This window comes from Zhongshania aquatica (assembly GCF_027257955.1).
GTDB classification, from domain to species: Bacteria; Pseudomonadota; Gammaproteobacteria; order Pseudomonadales; family Spongiibacteraceae; genus Spongiibacter; species Spongiibacter aquatica.
On record NZ_JANZNQ010000008.1, the window covers coordinates 57,613 to 79,525 of the forward strand.

Here is a 21,913-nt window from a genome sequence, read left to right on the forward strand (position 1 = left end):
TGCCCAGACTTCCGCTGCGCGAAAATCAATATTACTTTGGGTCAGCCTGCGCGCTGACACTTAAAATTTCAACACGGAAGGCTAAGTTTCTTCCAGCCAATGGGTGGTTAAAATCTACCATGACATGATCGTCACCCACTTCGCTCACCACACCTGGCAATTCTGTGCGCGCGGCATCGGCAAAGGAAATAACCAAGCCTTCTTCTAACACCATATCTGCAGCAAACTGGCTACGAGGAAAGCGCTGGATATTGCCAGGATTGCGCTGACCAAAGCCGTCTTGTGGCTCTAGGGTAAAAGTCTCTTTTGCGCCAGCACTTAAACCTAATAGTTTAGCTTCTACACTGGGAAGTAAGCTGCCGTCACCATAAGTAAACGTGGCAGGTTTACCGCCAAAGGTGGAGTCCACCTCGTCGCCACCAATAATACCAAGGGAAAAATGTAGGCTAATTTCTGTGCCAGGTGCTATGCAAATATTCGTCATAATCAATCTGTTTCCACACAGCCACTTAGGCTGATTTTTTCGGCTCGGGGTTCAACACCATATCGAGTAATAACAGCGCTGCGCCGACACTGATTCCCGCATCGGCAATATTGAAGGTAGGAAAGTAACTTGGGCCCCAATGTACAGAAATGAAATCGACAACGTGACCTAAGTACATACGATCCCACAAATTGCCCAAGGCACCGCCTAAGACTAAGGCCAAGGCCAGCGATAACAACCACTGATGACGTTGTAAACGCATCAGCCACACACAAATATACGTGCTGACCGCCAGAGCGATCACCGTAAAAAACCAGCGCTGCCAGCCACCAGCATCACTTAAAAAGCTAAATGCCGCACCGCGGTTATAATGCAGAGTTATATCCAGCACCGGTAAAATCTCTACCGGGCTAGCGTAATCTAAATTGCTATCGGCAAAATATTTAGTGATTTGATCAAGCACGATCACCGCAACAGAAACCAATAACCAAAAAACGCGGCTGCGACGCTGCGCAGCCATTTCGCTATCCACGCCAGCCTCATGCATATAGACGCACTTCTCCATCGCCATCCACGTTGTCGATGCAACGGAAACACAATTCAGGATGATCTAACGATTGCCCTACATCTTCGCGGTGGTGCCAGCAACGTGTACACTTTGTGCCATCGCTAGCCGCAACACGAACCTGCAGACCCTCGACATCCGTTTCTATTGCTTCGTTCGCTGTTGATAAAGGCGCAAGCCTTGCAGCCGAAGTAATTAACACAAAGCGAAGCTCGTCACCCAAGGCGTGTAAGCTTGTCATTAGTGACTCGTCACAAAACAGGGTCACTTCTGCCGCTAAACTACCACCGACAAAGCCTTCTTTTTTGGCGCCTTCCAGTACCTTATTTACCGCTGACTTAACCTCTTGCACCGTAGTCCAAAAGTCGTCGCCCATGCCACTGTCTGCGGGCATCTTGCTAAGACCTGTATACCATTCAGCCGCAAACACGGTACCACTATGTTCGCCGGGCAAATGCTCCCACAATTCGTCTGCAGTAAAACTTAAGATTGGCGAGATCCAGCGTGTGAGTGCTTCAGCGATATGATAAAGCGCGGTTTGCGCCGAGCGACGCGGCAGGCTATTTGCCTTAGTGGTGTACTGACGGTCCTTGATGATATCCAGATAGAAACCACCCAATTCCAGCACACAGAAGTTATGCAATTTCTGATAGACCAAGTGGAATTGATAGGCTTCGTACGCCGCTACAATTTCGTCCTGCAACACCGCGGCGCGATGCATAATCCAACGATCTAAAGCGAGCATTTCCTCGGGTTTAACCGCATGTTCGTTGGGCTCAAAGCCCGCCATATTCGCGAGTAGAAAGCGCGCGGTATTACGAATGCGGCGATAGGAATCGGCGGTGCGCTTAAAGATTTCATCGGATACCGTCATTTCATTGCGGTAATCGGTTGCCGCCACCCAAAGACGCAATATATCCGCGCCCAGGGTGTTCATGATTTTTTGCGGCGCAACAACATTGCCCACCGACTTGGACATTTTGCGACCTTGGGCATCGACGGTAAAACCGTGGGTCAACACACCTTTGTAGGGCGCAACGCCACGAGTGGCAATTGACGTTAGCATTGATGACTGGAACCAACCGCGATGCTGGTCAGAACCTTCAAGATAAAGATCAGCGGGGAATTGTAAATTCTCCAGTTGCGACAATACCGCATAATGAGTCACACCCGAATCGAACCACACATCGAGCGTATCGGTCACTTTACTGTACTGCGCGGCCTCTTCGCCGAGTAATTCAGTTGCATCTATATCGAACCAAGCTTGAATACCACCGACCTCAACACGCTTAGCAACCTGCTCTATTAACTCTGCGGTGCGTGGATGCAATTCCGCCGTTTCGTTATGAGCAAATAATGCGATGGGCGCACCCCAGGTACGCTGACGAGAGATACACCAATCGGGGCGCTCTTGCATCATAGATTCAATACGCGCACGTCCCCAGCTCGGCGTCCACGCTACCGTATCGACCGCAGCCATTGCCATGTCGAGCAAACCATTTTGTTTCATGCTCACAAACCACTGCGGCGTGGCACGGAAAATAATTGGACTCTTATGGCGCCAGCAATGCGGATAACTGTGTTCAAAATGTTTGCAGTGCAGCAAACGCTTGCGCTCAGTCAACGTCGCGATAACATTGTCATTCGCTTTAAAGACATGCTGGCCTTCAAACAACTCAGTGCCTTCAAGGAAGGTTCCGTTGGCCGCCACCGGATTGTAGACTTCCAAACCGTATTGCTTGCCGACTATAAAGTCGTCTTGACCATGGGCCGGTGCAGTGTGAACGGCGCCTGTACCCGCGTCGGTGGTCACATGATCACCCAGAATAACGGGAACCTGACGACTGTAAAACGGATGCTGCAATTGCAGGTTCTCTAGCGCCGCGCCTTTACAGCGACCGACAACCGCCATCTCTTCTACACCGTATCTAGCCATGGTCGATTCGTGCAGCGCCTCGGCTAACAGCAACACCATCTTGTCGCCACTTTCGCCGGTAAAGCTAACCCAAACGTAATCCAATTCTGGGTGCAGACAGACTGCCATGTTAGCGGGCAAGGTCCAGGGCGTCGTGGTCCAGATGGCCAAGTTCAACTCACCGTCAATATCAGCCGGTAAACCACCCTTTGCGATGACCGCTGCGCGATCAACAACCGCAAATGCAACGTCAATTGCAGGGGATGTTTTGTCTTTATATTCAACTTCGGCCTCAGCCAACGCCGAACCGCAATCCATACACCAATGCACCGGCTTAAAGCCTTTATGCATGTGGCCGTTCTCAACGATTTTACCGAGAGCGCGGATGATATTGGCTTCGAAATGAAAATCCATGGTCAGATAAGGTTTGTCCCAATCGCCAAAAACCCCTAAACGTTTAAAGTCTTCGCGCTGGCCATTAACTTGTTTGTAAGCATATTCTCGGCACTTCTCACGGAATGTCGCCGCATCGACCTTGTGCCCCGCCTTGCCGACTTTCTTTTCGACATTCAGCTCAATCGGCAGACCGTGGCAATCCCAGCCCGGCACATAGGGCGCATCGAAACCGCTCAAGGTTTTCGATTTAACAATCATGTCTTTGAGGATTTTATTTACCGCATGACCAATATGAATATCGCCGTTCGCATACGGAGGACCATCGTGAAGAATAAACTTTTCTCTGCCCGCACGCGCTTCACGAATTTGCTCGTAGACACGCTCTTCCTGCCAGCGTTTAAGCATGCCGGGTTCGCGTTGTGACAAGTTCGCTTTCATCGCAAAACTGGTCTCGGGTAGATTCAGGGTATGCTTATAATCACTCATATAGGTGGTCTGTATATTCCAAAGTAAGCTGTACTATTAATTTAAGGTGATCGGGCTAAAGATCAAAATAGCCGCGTGCCTGTTCAACGTCCCGTGCTATTTGCGCCTTCAAGGCGTCTAGCCCATCAAATTTATGCTCGTTGCGTAGCTTTTTACGAAACACGACCTTGATGTTGCGACCGTATATATCTTTGCTGAAATCCAATAAATGGACTTCCAAAATCGCCTTGGATAAATCCCCGACTGTTGGTCGCACGCCAACATTGGCAACACCGAGCTGCATAACACTGTCTGCGCCGTACACTTCTACGGCAAACACCCCCGACAAGGGAGAGCGAAGACGATGCAGTTCCATATTCGCTGTTCGCGTACCAATGGTTCGTCCTAACTGCTGACCAATAATCACCCGTCCAGAAATACTGTAAGGTCTCCCCAGCAAGCGCTCCGCCAATTCGAAGTCAGCCTCTGCCAGTACTTCGCGAATGCGAGTGCTACTCACCCGATCACCGGTAATTTCTATGGTTGAGGTATCAACAACGTCAAAACCGCTGGTTTTACCAACCTTGCGGAGTAAATCAAAATCGCCGCTGCGATTACGGCCAAATCGCAAATCGTCACCGACTACAATGTATTTCACGCCTAAACCGACCACGAATAGCTTATAGATAAAATCATGGGCGGTCATATCGCGAAAATCAGGCGTAAAGCTAATTCGCATTACGCGGTCAATACCCAGATCTCGCAGGGCAATAAATTTCTCGCGAAAACTCATCAAGCGCGCAGGCGCCTCATCGGGGGAGAAAAACTCTCTGGGAAGTGGCTCAAAAATAACCACTGTCGAAGGCAGGCCCATTTCCCGCCCTTTGGCAATTAACTGGCGTAAGACCGCCTGATGCCCTAAATGCACACCATCAAATGCCCCTATCGTGGCAACACAGCCACGATGACGAGGACGAAAATGTTGAAATCCGCGGATTAACTCCATGGTTACCGTCTTTTTGCCCAGCAAAGCGGAGGATTATAGCCTAGGAGTAGGCCCGACTAAAACGCCAGTGTTTGTCACTCTTACCGCTGGACTCGATAAGCGCGAAATATTATCAATTTGTACACGCTTAAACAGCGTTATGGGAACGCTAATGGGCTGCACCCCTAATATCACGCAGGCGTAATCCGCAGATAAACATCACCAGCACATAGGTCCCGCCACCCGCAACGCACAGCGTCAACAAGTGAAGTGCGCGTTCCCACACACTCCAGACCTGCCAATCGGTGAACCACTGTAAGCCGAAATACAAACACGCGCTCATGGCAACGACACCGCAGCTTAATTGCAGGTAATAACGTCCCCAGCCAGCCAAGGGTGCAAAGCCCGCATCACGGCGCAATCCTCGATACAGCAGCCCTGCATTGAGCCAAGCCGAAGCTGCCGTTGCCAAAGCTAAGCCCGCGTGACCAATCTGCCAGTAATGATGCAAGGGGACGACAAAGGCTATATTCATCACCATATTCGACACCATGGCGATAATACCAATTCGCACGGGAGTCTTGGTGTCCTGACGCGCATAAAACCCAGGCGCCAGTACTTTGATTAACATGAAAGGAATTAAGCCGATCGTATAGGCGCGCAAACTTAAGCCCGACATGGTCACGTCGTGCATTTTCAATTCACCGTACTGGAACAGCGTAATTAAAATCGGCTCAGCGAGAATCATTAATGCCACGGCGGCCGGCACTGCCATGAGCAATACGCTTCTCAAACCCCAATCGAGGGTCGATGCGAACGCGGTTTCATTCCCTCCTGCGCGCTGACGTGACAAATTTGGCAACACTACCGTCGCAATTGCGATAGCGAAAACCCCCAACGGTAACTCGACTAGGCGGTCAGAATAATACAACCAAGAAATACTGCCGGTTGGCAGGAACGACGCCAGTATGGTGTCTAACAGCAAATTGATCTGGCTCACTGAAACGCCAAATAAAGCAGGAATCATCAGGGTAACAATTTTCTGCACACCGTCGTTATGCCAGTCCCAACGAGGCCGCGGCAGCATTTGAATCTGCTTTAAAAATGGCAACTGAAATACCAGTTGGACCGCGCCTGCCATTAATACGCCCCAGGCCAAGGCCATTGCAGGCTCGGCAAAGTAAGACGACATATATAAGGCTGACACGATCAAACAGACGTTCAATAACACTGGCGTAAAGGCGGGAACAGCATAGCGGCCAAAGGTATTTAAAATACCGCCAGCAAATCCGGTCATTGATATAAGGAACAAATACGGAAAGGTAATCCGGATCATGTCCGACGTTAGTTGAAATTTAGCAGGATCGTCGCGAAAGCCGGGGGCAAACAAGGTAGCCACTAAGGGCGAGGCAATAACCGCTACCGACGTTACCAGCAATAAAACGCCGCCAAGCGCACCCGCCGTGCGGTCGATCAACAGCTTTACAGATTCTTTGCTGCCCTTTTCATGGTATTCAGACAAGACAGGCACAAAGGCCTGAGAAAAAGCACCTTCAGCGAATAAACGTCGCAGGAAATTGGGAATTTTAAAGGCGACAAAAAAGCAGTCCGCGTTACTGCTCGCACCTAGGAATATCGCAATAACCACATCGCGAATCAGTCCCAAAACACGGGACAGTAGGGTCATCACACTAACTAATAAACTTGAGCTTAATAAGCCGCGCTGCTTTACTGGCTTCGGCGCTACTGCTTCGCTCATGCCAACCACCGGCGCCGCAGTTCATCACGGTGTTGACGCAGCCACTGCATCGCGATAATGCTATGTGCATTATCTATCTTGCCGGTGTCGAGCATCTCCATCGCATCAGCAAATGAAATAACCTGAGCGTGAATATCTTCACCTTCATCAGCAAGACCGAAATAGCCGCCCGCCTTACTTAAGTCAGCCGAACCACAAAATAAATAAAAATATTCATCGCTTCCGCCCGGGGAAGAGTAATACTCGGCGATGGATTCCATCTCGCCGATGTCTATTCCCGCCTCTTCCATCGCCTCACGGCGAGCCACGTCAGCGGGACTTTCGTCAGTATCGATAATGCCCGCGACCAATTCCAACAACCAAGGACTATTTGCGCGACTTAATGCGCCAACCCGAAATTGCTCAACTTTAAGAATACAATCATTCACGGGATCGTAGGGCAGCAAGCCCACTGCTGGGCCGCGCACAAATAATTCACGGCTCAGCCAATTCCCCCAACCGCCGCCAAATAGGCGATGACGCAAACGCAGTGCACGCACCTGAAAAAAACCGCGCCATGCTGCGCGGTCTTCATCAACCTCTACATCCTTGCGCTCAAAATCTGCCATTCAAAATTTCCGCCGCCCAAAGAGCTAAAAACAAAACAATAAAATCAAAAACGTCTTTCGGTATACCAATTTACATCCCGCGCCGCTTTATCGACTTGGCCGGCAACATCCAGAATGAGCGCAAACAATGCCATTCGCACCAGCACTCCGTTATCTGCTTGACGGAAAATCGCTAGGTTCGGATTATCGTTAAGATCATTATCAAGCTCATTGGCCTCGGTGCGCGAATCCCTTGGCAGCGGATGCATAATGACAGTGTTCGGCTCGCAGTAACGGGTATAAATAGCTTGGTTCAGGCGATAGCGGCCGCGATATAAATCAGCCTCTGCCGGACTGGCAAAACGCTCTTCTTGAATCCGGGTAGAGTAGGCTATATCGACCTTGGAGATACTACCTTCCATCACGTCTGACTCTTGCACGGTGTGACCCGCCTGCCGCAACTGCTCAACAATCGCCTCCGGCATTTTTAATTCATTAGGTGAAATCAGCACCACCGTCACGTTTTTATACAAGCACAGTAATTTACATAGCGAATGCACGGTACGGCCATATTTCAAATCGCCGATCATCGCAATTCGAAGGCCATCAAGATCGCTACGACCGTGATGCTGCAATTCTTTGCGAATGGTGTACAAATCAAGAAGCGCTTGGCTTGGGTGCTCGTTGGAGCCGTCGCCGCCATTGACGACAGGTACACGACTTGCCGCCGCAAATTCCGCCACCGAACCAGAAACCGGATGTCGCATCACAATAACGTCACTGTAGCCACTCAGCACTCGTGCGGTGTCGTAAAGTGATTCACCCTTGGCGATGGCCGAAGTTTCAAAGCCGGTGGTTTCACGAACTTCGCCGCCCAGTAAATTAAACGCGCAGCCAAAACTCACGCGAGTTCGGGTAGAGGGTTCAAAAAACATATTGCCGAGAATCGCGCCGTCCAGCACCTTGGTCACGCGCTGCCGATGAGCGTATGGCACCATGCGATCGGCAACCTGAAATACGCGCTCAATCTCATCGCGATCAAACTGACTGATAGAGAGAATATGACTGCCTGAAAATTTCACTACTGCCCCTCCGAGACCTTTGCATGATAGCTATTTGTTCTCTGACTTCGTCGCCTAAAAGCGCCTACTGTTGGCGAAAACGTACTCCATCGGTCATTTATAAGTATAAATTCCCTCAATTACCGCTCCCGTTGGTCACTCGCACAATGTGCGTGATCTCCGCTACGCTACGGTTCGTGCGCCTTTTCCTCGCCAGAAAAAAATTCCCGCTCGTGTAAAGGTCTCTCCGAAAAATTAAACCGTGGCCAACACATCTGACGTGTTCGCGCCCTCATCAAATTGCAAGCTAGCCCAGCGCGCATAGAGTGGCGAACTGAGTAAAAGTTCTGAATGGCTGCCCGTTGCCACCAACTTGCCATGGTCCAGCACCGCAATAATATCAACATCGACAACCGTCGCTAAGCGGTGGGCAATCACGATAGTGGTGCGGCCCTTCATTAGCAACTCCAGCGCCTGCTGCACCTGGAACTCGCTTTCAGCATCAAGTGCACTGGTCGCCTCATCCAAAAGAAGTAAGGTTGGGTCCGCTAAGATGGCTCGGGCAATAGCTATGCGCTGACGCTGGCCACCGGAAAGGCGAATACCACCCTCGCCAACAAAGCTGTTATAGCCTTCAGACAAACGTTCAATAAATTCGTGAGCATAAGCGGAGCGCGATGCGGCTTCAATTTCAGCCAGCGTTGCACCCGGTTTACCATAGCGAATATTGTCTGCCACTGTGCCGGTAAAGAGCACCGGCTGCTGGGGAACCATGGCGATTTGGCTACGCAGATCTTCAAGACTGAGTTCGCGAATATCAATGCCATCAAAGCGAATTGCGCCGCCCTGCACATCATAAAAGCGCAGTATTAAATCGACCAAGGTAGATTTACCCGCACCGGAACTACCCACCAAGGCCACACTCGTGCCCGGCGCTATATTTAAACTTAGATTATCAATGGCGCGTTGTTCCGGGCGCGATGGATAACTGAAACAGACCGCATCAAACTGCAAACTACCCTCTGGTGATTCTGGCAAAGCCAAGGGTTTTTCTGGCGTCGGCACCAAATTCTCAGCAGCCAACAATTCTAATAGACGCTCTGTAGCACCAGCTGCACGCTGCAAATCGCCATAAACTTCGGAGATCGCGCCCACAGAGGCCGCCACCATCACCGCATAAAAAATAAATGCAGCTAACTCGCCGCCACTAATTTTGCCGGCCAGTACATCTAGCCCACCGATCCACAACATGGCAGTGACCGCACCGAGCACAAGGGTTATTACTGTGGTAGATAGCCAAGCCCGCTGTTTTATGCGGATAATCGCAACCGTAAATGCTGATTCTACATGACCGTCAAAGGCGGCTTTATCGAGGGTCTGATGATTAAAGGCCTGCACCATCTTTATGTTCTTAACTGCCTCACCAACGAACGTACCCACTCCGGCAATACGATCTTGGCTGGTACGCGAAAGGCTACGAACTCGGCGACCAAATACAATAATCGGCACCACTACCAAAGGCACACTCAACATCACCAAACCCGTTAATTTGGGGTTGGTGATAAAGAGCAATATCAGGCCACCGATGAACATCAAGAAGTTGCGCAGGGCAATGGACACCGAGGAACCAATCACCGTTTGCAGCAGGGTAGTGTCGGTAGTGATGCGCGATTGAATTTCACCGCTGAGATTGGTTTCGAAATAACCGGGATGAAGATGCACGACGTGGGCGAACACTGCCTTGCGCAAATCCGCGCTGACCCGCTCGCCAATCCACGACACCAAATAAAAGCGAACAAAGGTGCCTGTTGCCAGAAGAAGGATCATTACCATAAACAGCAGTAATGCCTGATTGAGGGCATCAACCGAGGCATTGCTGGAAAAGCCCTGATCCACCAACATGCGCAGACCTTGACCAATCGATAGGGTAATACCGGCGGTGCAAATAAGCGCGATACTGGCACCAATCATCTGCCAGCGATAGGGTCGTAAAAAGGTCATCATCGCCTTTAATACGCCGACATTCGTACTTTTTTCGCGTTCTGAACCGGTATCCGTCATAACTCTCCCCTGCTTAGCAGCGCATTATCGCCTTTATCTCTGGCGCGGGAAAGCAACGTTTCAAGGCATTTACAAACCATGATTTTTTACGTAATCGCTAAAGGATCAAGGATTCTTTTTCGCTGCGACGCAGCTTCTTGATGGCGGCTTCGCGTTGCGACGCCTCTGAACGATTTTCCGCTGGCTCGCGATACACCATAGCCTCGGCCGGATCACCGCGAAAAAACCGTGCTCCGCGACCACCTTCGCCACAATGCTCTCTAAATCGGCGCTCAGGGTCAGTAGTAATGCCGGTATACAGCTTACCGCTGCGACTTCGCACCATATATACCCACCACGCCGAACTCACAAACCCTCTTGCTCCAAGGCGTCGGCGTAGTCGTTTAGCTCACTCAAGATCATCACATCAGCGCTAGACGTTCGCTCGCCAGCGAGCTCAACCAAGCGCTGACGAAATTCAGTAAAACCGAGTTGCCCTTTCTCTGGCTCACGCAAACAACGGCGACAAAAGACACGCCATTTATCTCGTTCAGTGTCAGACAAACTCATCGGGAAATTACGGGCACGGTAGCGCCACAATAGCTCTGGCAGACGCGCGTCGCTAAAGTGATAGCTCTGCATGGCAAGAATATCTGGCGTGGCTCTTCGAACCTCATCCATTAGCTTTTTATCATCGCCACTAAAAAATCCGCCACCGTAAAGCATCACGTCGGGATCATTACTTTCGGCAAATTCGCGCGCGCCAAAAATCTGCTGCAATTTTTCAACGACACCCTTTGCTTTATGGAGCTGCGCCCAATGCCGACGGCACTGCGCCATATCAAGACCTATACGCTGACTTACCGACTCATCAACTAATTTAGCGGTAGCAACAATCGGCGCCCGATTGATATGAATTTCCTTGAGTGGAATACGCTCGGTCCCTTCCGGTAAATCTGCTGCAGAGCTAAATACCCGCGCCGCAATTTCGTCAGAGGACAGCTCTATTAATGGCGCGGGATCAACACTCAAGTCATACACAATAACGCTGTTTTTATTATCTGGATGCAAGGCTAGCGGCATCATCAGCGCTGAACAAAACTTGGCCGCGGGTAAACGGCCAGAAACATGTAATACCGGCACTTGCGTAACCACGTCTAGCATCGCTGCCACCGTACGCTTATCGCGCAGGCTTAAGGCATAAGCAAATAACTTGGGCTGGCGTTGTTTTAACAGTTTCGCCAAATCGATAGTGGCATACACATCCGACAACGCATCGTGAGCAGATTCGTGGCTCAGGCCATTGGCGGCGCTCAGTTCTTCTAATTTAAAACTCGGAGTGCCGTCTTCACGCAAGGGCCATTCAATTCCGTCTGGTCGCAGCGCGCGACACAGGCGCGCAACGTCAATCAAATCCCAGCGCGAATTACCGTTTTGCCATTCACGCGCATAGGGATCATAAAAATTGCGATACAGGGTATAGCGAGTCACTTCATCGTCGAAACGAATACTATTGTACCCAACGCCACAGGTACCCGGTTGCGATAACTCTGCGTGCACAGCGGCAATAAACTCTGCCTCAGACACCCCTTCTTGCAGAGCTTGCTGGGGAGTTATGCCGGTAATTAAGCAGGCTTCGGGATGGGGAAGATAATCCGGGCTGGGTCGGCTGTACACCATCAACGGCTCGCCGATAATATTTAAGTCCGCGTCGGTTCGCACACCGGCAAACTGCACTGGACGATCTCGAGCGGGATTTGCGCCCCAAGTTTCATAGTCATGCCAATAGAACGTTGAAGTGGCCAAGATAGTGTCCGATCAAATAGGCGATGACGGTATTGCACATGGCTAAGACAAAAAATGCAAACAATGTAACGATTTATCGTTAATCACCAACGATAAGGAGAAAATTTAGCATATAAAACGATAGCGGAGCGCGCGGTAACGCACTCCGCTTTGGGCTTAAGAGACGGTAATCGCCTGCTCTTCAATTTTAGCCTTCCAAATTTGGGGGCCAATTTTATGAACAGACTCCCCGCGCACATCAACGGCAACCGTGACCGGCATATCTTCAATGGTGAATTCGTAAATGGCTTCCATACCAAGCTCAGGGAAGCCAACCACTTCGGATTTCTTGATCGCCTGCGCCACCAAATATGCCGCGCCGCCTACTGCCATAAGGTAGGTTGCGCCGAACTCTTTGATGGCTTCAATAGCGACGTCGCCGCGCTCAGATTTGCCAATCATGCCCATTAACCCAGTTTCAGCCAGCATGGTGCGGGTAAATTTATCCATACGGGTCGCTGTAGTCGGGCCTGCAGGGCCAACCACTTCGTCACGCACCGGATCAACTGGGCCAACGTAGTAAATAAACCGCCCCTTCATATCTACAGGCAACTTCTCACCACGGGCAAGCATGTCGACCATTTTTTTATGCGCGGCATCGCGACCGGTAAGCATTTTGCCACTCAGCAATATCGTATCACCGGGCTTCCACGTCGCCATTTCTTCCTGGGTAACGGTATCGAGGTTCACTCGTTTTACGTCACCACCTGCTTCGCGGGTCACTTCAGGCCACTCATCCAATGAAGGCGGTGTCAGCGCCGCTGGACCACTTCCATCCAAGGTAAAGTGGGCATGGCGTGTCGCGGCGCAATTCGGGATCATTGCTACGGCTTTATTGGCCGCATGGGTTGGAAAGTCTTTTACTTTCACATCTAACACAGTCGTCAAACCGCCAAGACCCTGAGCGCCAATACCGAGTTTGTTCACTTTTTCAAATAATTCTAAACGCAATTCTTCCGCACGATTGCTCGCGCCGCGCTTTTGCAGATCATGAATATCGATGGGATCAAGCAAGGCTTCTTTGGCGATAATCATCGCCTTCTCTGCCGTTCCACCAATACCGATACCAAGCATGCCCGGCGGACACCAGCCAGCACCCATGGTCGGCACCATTTTTAATACCCAATCCACCACGGAGTCAGAGGGGTTCAACATGGCAAATTTTGATTTCGCCTCCGAACCGCCGCCTTTAGCAGCTACGTGTACCTCAACCGTGTCACCGGGAACAATCTCATAGTGAATAACCGCCGGCGTATTATCTTTAGTGTTGGCGCGGGTGCCGTCTGGATCGGCCAGTATTGAGGCGCGCAGGACGTTATCAGGAAGATTGTAGGCACGGCGAACGCCTTCGTTAACCATATCCGTCACGCCCATCGTGCCTTCCCATTGCACATTCATACCTACTGTTAAGAACACGGTCACAATGCCGGTATCCTGACAAATCGGACGTTTGCCTTCGGCGCACATGCGGGAATTAATAAGAATCTGCGCCATTGCATCTTTAGCAGCAGGATTCTGCTCACGCTGATAGGCTTCATCCATCGCGCGGATAAAATCAACGGGGTGGTAGTAGGAAATGTATTGCAGCGCGTCGGCCACACTTTGAATAAGGTCGTCTTGACGAATTACGGTCATCGGAGGACTCCTGCTAAATGGTTGGCGACAGCGCCCAGAAAGGCGGCAGAGTATACACTAGCAAATAGCCGGTAGTGTAGCGCAAAGGGCCACACCACCGTGTCTGGGGATATATTAACGAGGAGCCGGGCTACCGGAATGATACTGCGTCATGGTTTGGCGCATAGATTCAATATCGCGGTTTACCTGCTTACGGAAGGCATTGACTGAGTCTAACCACTCTTCATTTTGGGTGATGCGCCGCTCAAGGTCTTTAACCCGAACATCTAAACCGCCGCCCGCCGCAACTTGCTTACCCATATTGAGCAGTTCCTTGCGGTTAACCTCAGATTGCGCAATTACCCTGTCCAGTTTTCCAGACATAGAAGTAAAGGACTCGCGATCACTGCTATAAGATTTTACGATCTTACTTAGCTGCTCATCACTCGTTTTAAGCTTGGCTTCTAGTGCTACGATACGCTTAATCGATTTGTCCATCTCAGACTGCTGCTTGTCTAAGGTCGCGTCATGCTGGGCTAGTTCGTCTTTTTGCTTTTTCCAAACATTGTCCCAAAGCTTGCGAACTTCCTGATCAAGCTCTTTCAACTTCACCGAAGTGGTCACAGTACTTTCACTAATACTCTCATCAGCAGATGATAGGCGCTGCTCAAGCGCATCAATTCGTTTTTGACCTAGCATTAACTGAGCTTGAGTGCCGCTTAATTGATCGTACAAATAATAAGAGACACCGGACAGTAGCAGTACCAATAGGGTCAACATAAACATGACGAACCCACCACCGCCGCCGCTTTTCGGCCCAGCGTCTTGAGGCGACACTGGCTGGCCGGGCTTTTTCATTGCCGCACGATGCGCAATATCATCATCGTCAATAGAGAGTGAAATTTTTGGTTCTTGTCTTTCCGTGCTCACGACTAATTAACTCACTGTATGAAGGGCGAAAAAGAATCATTATGACATTGGCATGTCGGGTGTTAAAGCACCCGCTACCCGATTTGAACGGTATTCGCTGCCCAAGTTCATCTGCTTTGCTATACTTTAGCGGTTTTAGTGTTGCACCTTATGTTCAAGACGCGTCAAATGCGATTTCGAGCAGAAGAACAACAATAAAAATTTAACAACACCAATACGTAAAATGAGGCTACTTTAAATGGATGCATTTATTTCACCAGATTTATTACTGCGCTGGTTACACGTTCTCTTCGGTATCACGTGGATTGGCCTGCTGTACTACTTCAACTTTGTACAAACCGAATACTTCAAAGAAGCCGAAGCTTCGGCGAAAGCGGATGCAGTTAAGAAATTAGCCCCAAGAGCCCTTTGGTGGTTCCGCTGGGGTGCCATGTTCACCTTTTTAACCGGCCTTGGTCTATTGCACTTCACCATGGCGCGCGGTCTGAACGGTTACATCATTATTGGCGCCCTCATGGGCACCTTAATGTTCTTAAACGTGTGGCTAATTATTTGGCCAAACCAAAAAATTGTTTGCGGTATTGTGCCCGGCGATGCATCAAAAGCGGCTCCCAAGGCTGGCTTGGCTTCTCGCACTAATACCCTTTTCTCTGCACCAATGCTAATTGGTATGCTGGGCTCTTTCCACGGCGCGGGTGCCGCTGGTGCGGCTGCGGTAAGTAAAGCTGGTACGTCTATTAGCTTGGGCCTGTGGATTTGTATTGGTCTAATTGTTGTCCTTGAACTAAATGCTATCTTCGGCAAAACTGGCCCTATGACCACAGTAAAAGGCGTTGTACATTGCAGCATAGCGTTAGCCATAGCGATGGTTGCACTGCTTCAATTCGTGTAATTGCCTAATATAACGAACTGAAAAGGGAGCCTTAAAGGCTCCCTTTTTTGTGAAGTTTTTCTAGTACTGACCGGTACGCAACAAGACTAAGGTGCACGCTTCTTCAGTCGCTATTCCTGCCTTTTCGAGCCGCTCTGCCATCTCGTCAGATTCGGTGCCCGGATTAAAAATCACTCTACGTGGTGCCAACGCAATAAGCTGATCAATATCGTTTTTGAGTAAGTCCGCCCTAACATAGACTGTCACCGTATCGACATGGTCGCTCACAGTGTTAATCATAGGAACACATTTCACGCCGGCTACTTCTTCATGATAGGGGTTCACCGGCAACACCTTGTGACCATATTCCTTGAGTAGCTGCACGGCTTTAAAGGAGTATCGCTCCGGCTTTGGGCTTGCACCCAACACCAATACTGTCTCGCTCATCACATTCTCCAGACAAACAAAAACCGGGCGACAGGCGCCCGGCAATTTTTCCTATACTTCCGCAAATTACTTCGCTTGTTTACCCATCCAGCGACGCAATGTAGATGCCAGTTCTTGTGCATTATAAGCTTCTGCATCATCCGGCATAGGGTCTTTACCCATTTTAATTTCTAATGACGCTTGGTAGTTTGTACGCGTTGTTGTTGACGCTACGCCGCCGCTCAAACGTGATGGCGTTTGCGCCACTACCGTGCTGCAGCTCATTAAACCGCAACGTTGATACACGGCAGTATGGCCACCAAAATCGTTTACACCAGAGATACTGGTACTGCTACGACTTTTACTTTCTGTATCACGATTGACTAAATGGAACCAATTGTAGCCATTCTGCAAGGTTAGCTCCGCTGCGCGCAGCATTGCATAATCATTAACCGTTTCTTTATCTGTACGGCTATTACCAGTAAACGTGACACGGTAACGATCACTACCCAATTCCGTTTCGGTATAACCATAAGCACCGCGCTCGTCAGCTGGCTGGTACGTTGTACCTGTGCTGCTGCAACCCACAACAAGACCAGATAACAACACGGCAAAAACCCACTGTAAACGCATAACTTTCCCCTAAAAAAATCAACTTATAGCGATACTACCTTATGGTAGAACCCCGCACCTTTAACAAGCCACCATAATACGCACTGGAGCTGAACTGAAACTTAACAAAGCCATTTAATTTTCAAACTACTTGATATCGGTCCAATTTTTTTGCATTTCTAGATACATAAATGAAGCTGACCAGGCAATCATTACCAAGCCAATCAATGACTCTAAACCGCATAGAAAACGCAGATCTCCAACAGGGACAATGTCGCCAAACCCCAGTGAAGTGTAGACCGTAAATGAAAAGTAGGCACTGTCGAGCAAGGTTCCAGAGAAATTACCAGTTAAGGCACCAAAACTACCGTCTGCACTTAGCAGAAAATAAGCCAGCGAAAAAATCCATACCTCTACGGCATGAGCTAACAAAACACCAGTCAATGCGACCAATACCCGGTGCCTCGGTTTAGCCAAGCGAGGGACAAACTTGGCCAAGGTAAATAAAGTTTCATGGTGTATCAGCACGGCTACTGATATCACGGCGATATTAATTAAACAGAGAACAATAAACATAAGACGACTAGGCTCAAATCAATTAGACGACAAAGTCATCTCTGCAACAGTAACACCGCCGGCCGCTAATAACTGCTCATCGTCAAAGGCCATACCGCGCTCAACACATACATAGTCAAGGTAGTGCGGACCCACATCCGCCATTTTTCTCGCCAGTTCAGCCCCAGGGTTCCAGACCACGACGGTGTCACATCCTACACCGCCGATATCAATCCGACGGCCAGCATCAAGTATCGACTGACTACCACCAAGTCCTTCATACACTCGGTCGATTTCCTTATCGAAAACCAATGGATCACTTTGCACAAACTTAGCTAAGCCTTGGCAATTATCCAAGTAGGCGCTATCGGTAAGGCCATCGATTTTCACACGACCTAAATCACCAACTGCAAAGTAAGTATGCAGCGCAAAACTGAGCGGCATGGTTTCTCGTCCTTGGTTAATGATGCTCAGTTTGAGATGTAATTCATGGCCCAAGGTCACATCTAGCCGAGCCCTAAATGAAAAAGGGAATGCCGCTAAATCGTCCTTCGTAGGACTAAATCCAAACTGCAAAGTGATGTTGTCATCTTCAGCTTGCTGTACATCATCTAAAGTCCAAAGTTGAGTACGCGCAAAGCCATGCTTCGCTAAGTCTACTTGGCGACGATTTACACCAAACCACGGCAAGCACAGTGGAATACCGCCGCGAATAGGGTCACCCACGCGAAAAGATGATAGCGGACTAAGCCATAACAACTCATCTTTTCCGTTTGGACGGAAAGACAATATCTGCGCGCCCTGCAGAGATATCACAGCACGACAGGTTTCACTTATACATTCTAAAACTGGCAGATCAGCCGATTCAGAGCTTAGCTCAGAATAGCCATTTGCTTCGGTAAAAACAGTGCTTGCAGCGCGCAAATGAATCTGAGCATTGCGCAAATTAAGTACATCTAGGCTCGCAGCTATGTCGCTATTCACATCAAGATTCCAATTAAATTATTCACTTTTAATATCACAGGTCTAGCTCGGCTTCTTTCGCAGCACCATCATATCCATTGCACCTTTCTGAAACTGGTAGGCAACGGGCTTTAGCTCGGCAATATAATCTCGCTCATTAAAATAGCGAAGGACACCGGGAACGTGTTGAGAAATTCGACCATCTAAACTTAACAAGGGATACACCCGAACTTCCTTGGCAACGCGGCACATTTCAGACAGCGCCTCAATGTGCTGAGCCGCATCAATTTGCTCGCTGTATAAAAACAGTAGATGGGAGCTAAGTGCCAGATCAAATTCATCATCTAAAAACGGAAGTTCCGGCAGACTGGCATCAATGTAACGCCCCTCTTCGAGGCCCTTGTCAAAGTCATCCAGAAAGCGATTCATCGCCGACATTCGGATCGACCCCAAATGGCCGGGGTCTTTAAAGCTGGTCCAATAAAATTGCTGTGCATTTCGAGCAAGCTCGGCAATCATTCCGGGGTACACTCGCTGGATACGGCTGCGAATACCCTCGGCTGAAAACTGGTAAATAGGATCAATAGACATGATCCGCCCGCCACGCTGAGTCAATTCAGCATTAAAGCTGGCAGGGCCATCACCGCAGCCCAAAATATAGCCGTCAAGATCTCGCTCAGACAGCGAAAACATCCGGCAGTACTCCGCGTATGATCGTCCCCAGGGGACAATGGATGACAGCTCCAAAACATCCTCACAATAATTATTGGCGCAAGTATTACGCCACGCCTACCTCGATGGACGCACAATACGCATCGCTGCCCAGCAAGTATAGTGATGGTCACACTGGCAGCACAAACCCTTTGCGCAGCATGCCGGTGTTTTACGATGAACCGCTATATAAACCCGCGACTCAAAACGTAAAAAGGCGACTTTCCAGTCGCCTTGAAGTATAGATTAACCCTGCTTACTAGGGGCTTGGCAGCTCGCCAGCTAAATCAGGCAAACCACCACCTAAATCCGGTAATCCTCCGTCAATACCTAGCGCTGTACTTAACGGCTCCGGCGCACCCAAAGACTCAGTAGCGTTGGCGTCAAAATCAGGCTGCCCATCTGCGCCAACGGCAAACAGCGGCAAACGAAGACTTGCGGCGATATTAACTGCGGGAATGGTCAGGTCACGCGAGAAGGCTTCCAAGTATTGCGGATGATAGCCGCTCAACCACAAACCCAACTCATCACCTTGACCAAGGCGCTCTGCGATACCGACCATATCAATATCGAAATGCTGGCCAATACCGCGAACCGGCGTTATTTGATCATCTAGCAAACGCCACTCGCCACCCGCACTGCGAATCGCCACCCCGGCAAACAAGATACTGTCGCAGCCGATGCGCAGAGTTGGAATACTGCCCAAGGCACACACCGCATCGTTAATTTGCTGAGGCGTCGTGACGGTCATATCCAACTGGGGAATACCCGCCACAATAAGCCCATTGCTACTTGTGACACTTAACACCGGCACTATAACCACATCTTGACCAGGTAAATGCGCGACTTGAGCGGCAACACCGTTTAATACATTACTTGCCGAGAGATCACTGTACTCAGTAAACGATACAGCGGTGTCGTCGTTAGCAGAGCGACGCGCCTTAAACTTCGACACTGGAATCATTACCGCGTCATCGTCAGCAAGCGATGTACAAATTGCATTCTCACCACTTAAATAGTCAGCCGCCGGCAGGCCACGCAGTTTTTCATCCAGCCACGCAATAGTCGCATCACGCTGGTCGATGCTGCCGCAGGCAAATTTGCCGCCTGGCGCCTGCATAAATATGGGGTCCGGTGTCTCGCCAATGAAACTAGAAATAATATGGCCACTTTCATGAGTCAGCATTCTAACTTCATGTCCGGTTTCAGCCGCACGCTCACTCAGACACTGAAAATTCCACCAGGCCTCATTGAAATTAAACAAGGTGTCGCGAATACCTTGAGTAAGTAATATGTCCACACCCGGCTGACCTGTATAAGTATTGCTGCCGGGTGCCTCATTAAATTCACTACTGATATTGTTATTCAGCGCACTCGCCGCCACGCTGTATGGCATGGTTGCCTGACCGTTCAATCCGCACCAATAGCGCGGGCTATGGTAGGTAAACCAGTCTAATGCATCACGAGGAAACTCGTTAGTTGCCAGACCGCGCGCTAAGGTTTCAACAACAAACGGGTCTAGACCACGGGCCAACGGAGATTCTTGATTCTCTAGCCCAGGCTGATAACTACCGGCTTCGCCGCCAGCGACCAGTAACAGTGCCCATGTCGATTTAACAACATCACCCTGGTTCAAACTGTAGGGCAGATTGTGCCAAGTAATATCAGGAACCATCGCATCTAAGCGCTGCTTTTCATCAACGCCGTGAATCAGCATTTGGTAGCCGCCGCCGTAGCTAGAACCCACCGAACCCACTAGCAGGTTCACGCCACCCGCTACACTCTCAGGCGCTGCGGGGCGGCCGACAAATTCACCCGTGCTTTCGTCACGCCAGGACAAGTAATCCAGATTCGCCTCTGCCCAATCTAGAATCTGCAGCAAATCCAAACCCTCGAAATCCGGATCCATTACTCTTACTGTGCCACTGCTATCGCCAAAACCACGCAAATCGATACTGATTACCGGATAGCCACCAGCGACTAATCGATCAATCGCATTGCCGGTATACTCACTTCCCGTGTCACTCACTCGGGCGCCGCCAAAACCGTGACTATGTAATACCAAGGGGTGCGCTCCCTGAGCGCGCTGCCCACAATCAATTACTGCCGGTTCGAAAACCTCGAAGCTAATATTTTCACCACTCGCCGAGGGCAAAATCACTTGATAGTGGCGATTAGCAACAACACTTGCAAAGCTATCGCCGCAGGACGCATTAGTTTGCGTTGCAGAGCATCCGCTGGCATCAACTTGCGCACCGGCTGATGAACCAGCGCAAAGATCAGCATCATTACCAACGCCATCTCCGTCGCTGTCGCGATTATCTTCTGGGTCACAGGCATCGCCGACCGTATCGACATCTAAATCTTGCTGATCCGTGTTTGCGGTAGATGGGCAATTATCTAGCGTGTCTAAAACACCATCACCGTCACTATCTCGATCATCCTGAGGATCGCAGGCATCACCAATACCGTCGGCATCGATATCTTGCTGCCCCGTATTTGGGGTCGCAGGACAGTTATCAACGCCATTAGAAACGCCATCATTATCAGCGTCGTTATCACAAGCATCGCCCACACCGTCGGTATCCGCATCTGCTTGACCAGGATTTGAGGCATTTGGACAATTATCACTGGTATCTGGAATACCATCAGAATCGCTATCGACTGGCTGGCCACCACCATTACCGCCATTGCCGCCGCTATTATCAACCGCATCACAGGCATCACCGATGAGGTCGCCATCAAGATCAGATTGATTTGAATTCGCGACAGAGGGGCAATTATCACTGCTGTTGTCTATTCCGTCGTTATCAGCATCGTTATCACAAGCGTCGCCAAATCCATCTGAATCTATATCTGCTTGCCCGGCATTACTATTTACCGGACAGTTATCGACATTGTCAGCGATTCCGTCCGAATCCGCGTCCTGCAGCTGGTTAACTCCGCCGCCGCCATTATTTGGGGAGCCGGAAGAAGAACCTGAACTAGAAACCGAACTACCACCGCAGGCAGATAAAGCGGCAACGGTAAAAACGATGCATAAATAACGACTGTAAGACATGGGATACACCTGGCAACTTATTTTTATAACGAGCAAATATGCGTTTCTAGCCGCCTGTCAGTTCAGCA

The 21,913-nt window shown here is 49.9% G+C and carries 20 protein-coding genes; 2 read left to right on the plus strand and 18 right to left on the minus strand.

The genetic code is table 11. The features are described 5' to 3' along the window. Positions 1-31: 31 nt before the first annotated feature. From fkpB to O9X78_RS09965, 12 genes are all read right to left on the minus strand, one after another. The gene (gene fkpB / locus O9X78_RS09910) at positions 32-484 is read right to left on the minus strand and encodes an FKBP-type peptidyl-prolyl cis-trans isomerase (RefSeq protein ID WP_269619510.1); all 453 of its coding nucleotides are present in this window, start codon (positions 482-484) and stop codon (positions 32-34) included. A 25-nt stretch (positions 485-509) separates the two neighbouring features. Continuing rightward, complete coding sequence (gene lspA / locus O9X78_RS09915; protein WP_435056054.1) at positions 510-1,049, minus strand: signal peptidase II; 540 nt, start codon at positions 1,047-1,049, stop codon at positions 510-512. After that, positions 1,024-3,846 carry an isoleucine--tRNA ligase gene (ileS, locus tag O9X78_RS09920; protein ID WP_269619511.1) on the minus strand — a complete coding sequence of 941 codons (2,823 nt, stop codon included), beginning with the start codon at positions 3,844-3,846 and terminating at the stop codon, positions 1,024-1,026. The genes lspA and ileS overlap by 26 nt, the downstream gene beginning before the upstream one ends. Positions 3,847-3,901: 55 nt before the next feature. Beyond that, positions 3,902-4,831: a bifunctional riboflavin kinase/FAD synthetase gene (ribF, locus tag O9X78_RS09925; protein ID WP_269619514.1), complete on the minus strand. Its 930-nt coding sequence runs from the start codon at positions 4,829-4,831 to the stop codon at positions 3,902-3,904. Positions 4,832-4,979: 148 nt separating this feature from the next. After that, positions 4,980-6,569: a murein biosynthesis integral membrane protein MurJ gene (gene murJ / locus O9X78_RS09930; protein WP_269619516.1), complete on the minus strand. Its 1,590-nt coding sequence runs from the start codon at positions 6,567-6,569 to the stop codon at positions 4,980-4,982. Then, positions 6,566-7,177 carry an NUDIX domain-containing protein gene (locus tag O9X78_RS09935; RefSeq protein WP_269619518.1) on the minus strand — a complete coding sequence of 204 codons (612 nt, stop codon included), beginning with the start codon at positions 7,175-7,177 and terminating at the stop codon, positions 6,566-6,568. The genes murJ and O9X78_RS09935 overlap by 4 nt, the downstream gene beginning before the upstream one ends. A gap of 44 nt (positions 7,178-7,221) precedes the next feature. Continuing rightward, positions 7,222-8,238, minus strand: coding sequence for an aspartate carbamoyltransferase (locus tag O9X78_RS09940; protein WP_269619519.1), 1,017 nt, complete (start codon positions 8,236-8,238; stop codon positions 7,222-7,224). A 234-nt stretch (positions 8,239-8,472) separates the two neighbouring features. Then, entirely contained in the window at positions 8,473-10,278 is a 1,806-nt protein-coding gene (locus O9X78_RS09945) for an ABC transporter transmembrane domain-containing protein (protein WP_269619521.1), read from the minus strand. A 97-nt stretch (positions 10,279-10,375) separates the two neighbouring features. After that, positions 10,376-10,627 carry a GIY-YIG nuclease family protein gene (locus tag O9X78_RS09950; protein WP_269619523.1) on the minus strand — a complete coding sequence of 84 codons (252 nt, stop codon included), beginning with the start codon at positions 10,625-10,627 and terminating at the stop codon, positions 10,376-10,378. Then, positions 10,624-12,063 (minus strand): exodeoxyribonuclease I, encoded by a 1,440-nt coding sequence (gene sbcB / locus O9X78_RS09955; RefSeq protein WP_269619525.1) that lies wholly within the window; start codon positions 12,061-12,063, stop codon positions 10,624-10,626. The genes O9X78_RS09950 and sbcB overlap by 4 nt, the downstream gene beginning before the upstream one ends. A 156-nt stretch (positions 12,064-12,219) precedes the next feature. Next, positions 12,220-13,737, minus strand: a complete 1,518-nt coding sequence (locus O9X78_RS09960; protein ID WP_269619526.1) for a fumarate hydratase — start codon at positions 13,735-13,737, stop codon at positions 12,220-12,222. Positions 13,738-13,851: 114 nt separating this feature from the next. Continuing rightward, the gene (locus tag O9X78_RS09965) at positions 13,852-14,646 is read right to left on the minus strand and encodes a hypothetical protein (protein ID WP_269619527.1); all 795 of its coding nucleotides are present in this window, start codon (positions 14,644-14,646) and stop codon (positions 13,852-13,854) included. A 238-nt stretch (positions 14,647-14,884) separates the two neighbouring features. Here O9X78_RS09965 and O9X78_RS09970 point away from each other — a divergent pair, with 238 nt between their 5' ends. After that, positions 14,885-15,538, plus strand: coding sequence for a urate hydroxylase PuuD (locus O9X78_RS09970; RefSeq protein WP_269619528.1), 654 nt, complete (start codon positions 14,885-14,887; stop codon positions 15,536-15,538). 60 nt (positions 15,539-15,598) lie between these two features. Here the strand turns inward: O9X78_RS09970 and O9X78_RS09975 are convergent, their stop codons facing one another. The 5 genes from O9X78_RS09975 to O9X78_RS09995 all read right to left on the minus strand — a co-directional run bounded on the left by O9X78_RS09975 (position 15,599) and on the right by O9X78_RS09995 (position 18,766). Beyond that, on the minus strand, positions 15,599-15,964 hold the full coding sequence (locus O9X78_RS09975; protein WP_269619529.1) for a CoA-binding protein: 366 nt from the start codon (positions 15,962-15,964) through the stop codon (positions 15,599-15,601). A 66-nt stretch (positions 15,965-16,030) separates the two neighbouring features. Beyond that, positions 16,031-16,576, minus strand: a complete 546-nt coding sequence (locus tag O9X78_RS09980; RefSeq protein ID WP_269619530.1) for a CC0125/CC1285 family lipoprotein — start codon at positions 16,574-16,576, stop codon at positions 16,031-16,033. Positions 16,577-16,702: 126 nt separating this feature from the next. Continuing rightward, positions 16,703-17,131 carry a potassium channel family protein gene (locus O9X78_RS09985; RefSeq protein ID WP_269619531.1) on the minus strand — a complete coding sequence of 143 codons (429 nt, stop codon included), beginning with the start codon at positions 17,129-17,131 and terminating at the stop codon, positions 16,703-16,705. 18 nt (positions 17,132-17,149) lie between these two features. Then, positions 17,150-18,094: a D-hexose-6-phosphate mutarotase gene (locus tag O9X78_RS09990; protein WP_269619532.1), complete on the minus strand. Its 945-nt coding sequence runs from the start codon at positions 18,092-18,094 to the stop codon at positions 17,150-17,152. Between the two features lie 42 nt (positions 18,095-18,136). Further along, a complete protein-coding gene (locus tag O9X78_RS09995) occupies positions 18,137-18,766 on the minus strand; it encodes a class I SAM-dependent methyltransferase (protein ID WP_269619533.1) in 630 nt (209 codons plus the stop codon). Positions 18,767-18,807: 41 nt separating this feature from the next. On the opposite strand from O9X78_RS09995, the gene O9X78_RS10000 reads away from it, so the two are divergent. After that, positions 18,808-19,029 carry a hypothetical protein gene (locus O9X78_RS10000; protein WP_269619534.1) on the plus strand — a complete coding sequence of 74 codons (222 nt, stop codon included), beginning with the start codon at positions 18,808-18,810 and terminating at the stop codon, positions 19,027-19,029. Positions 19,030-19,043: 14 nt separating this feature from the next. Here the strand turns inward: O9X78_RS10000 and O9X78_RS10005 are convergent, their stop codons facing one another. Beyond that, positions 19,044-21,845 (minus strand): thrombospondin type 3 repeat-containing protein, encoded by a 2,802-nt coding sequence (locus O9X78_RS10005; protein WP_269619535.1) that lies wholly within the window; start codon positions 21,843-21,845, stop codon positions 19,044-19,046. Positions 21,846-21,913: the final 68 nt, after the last annotated feature.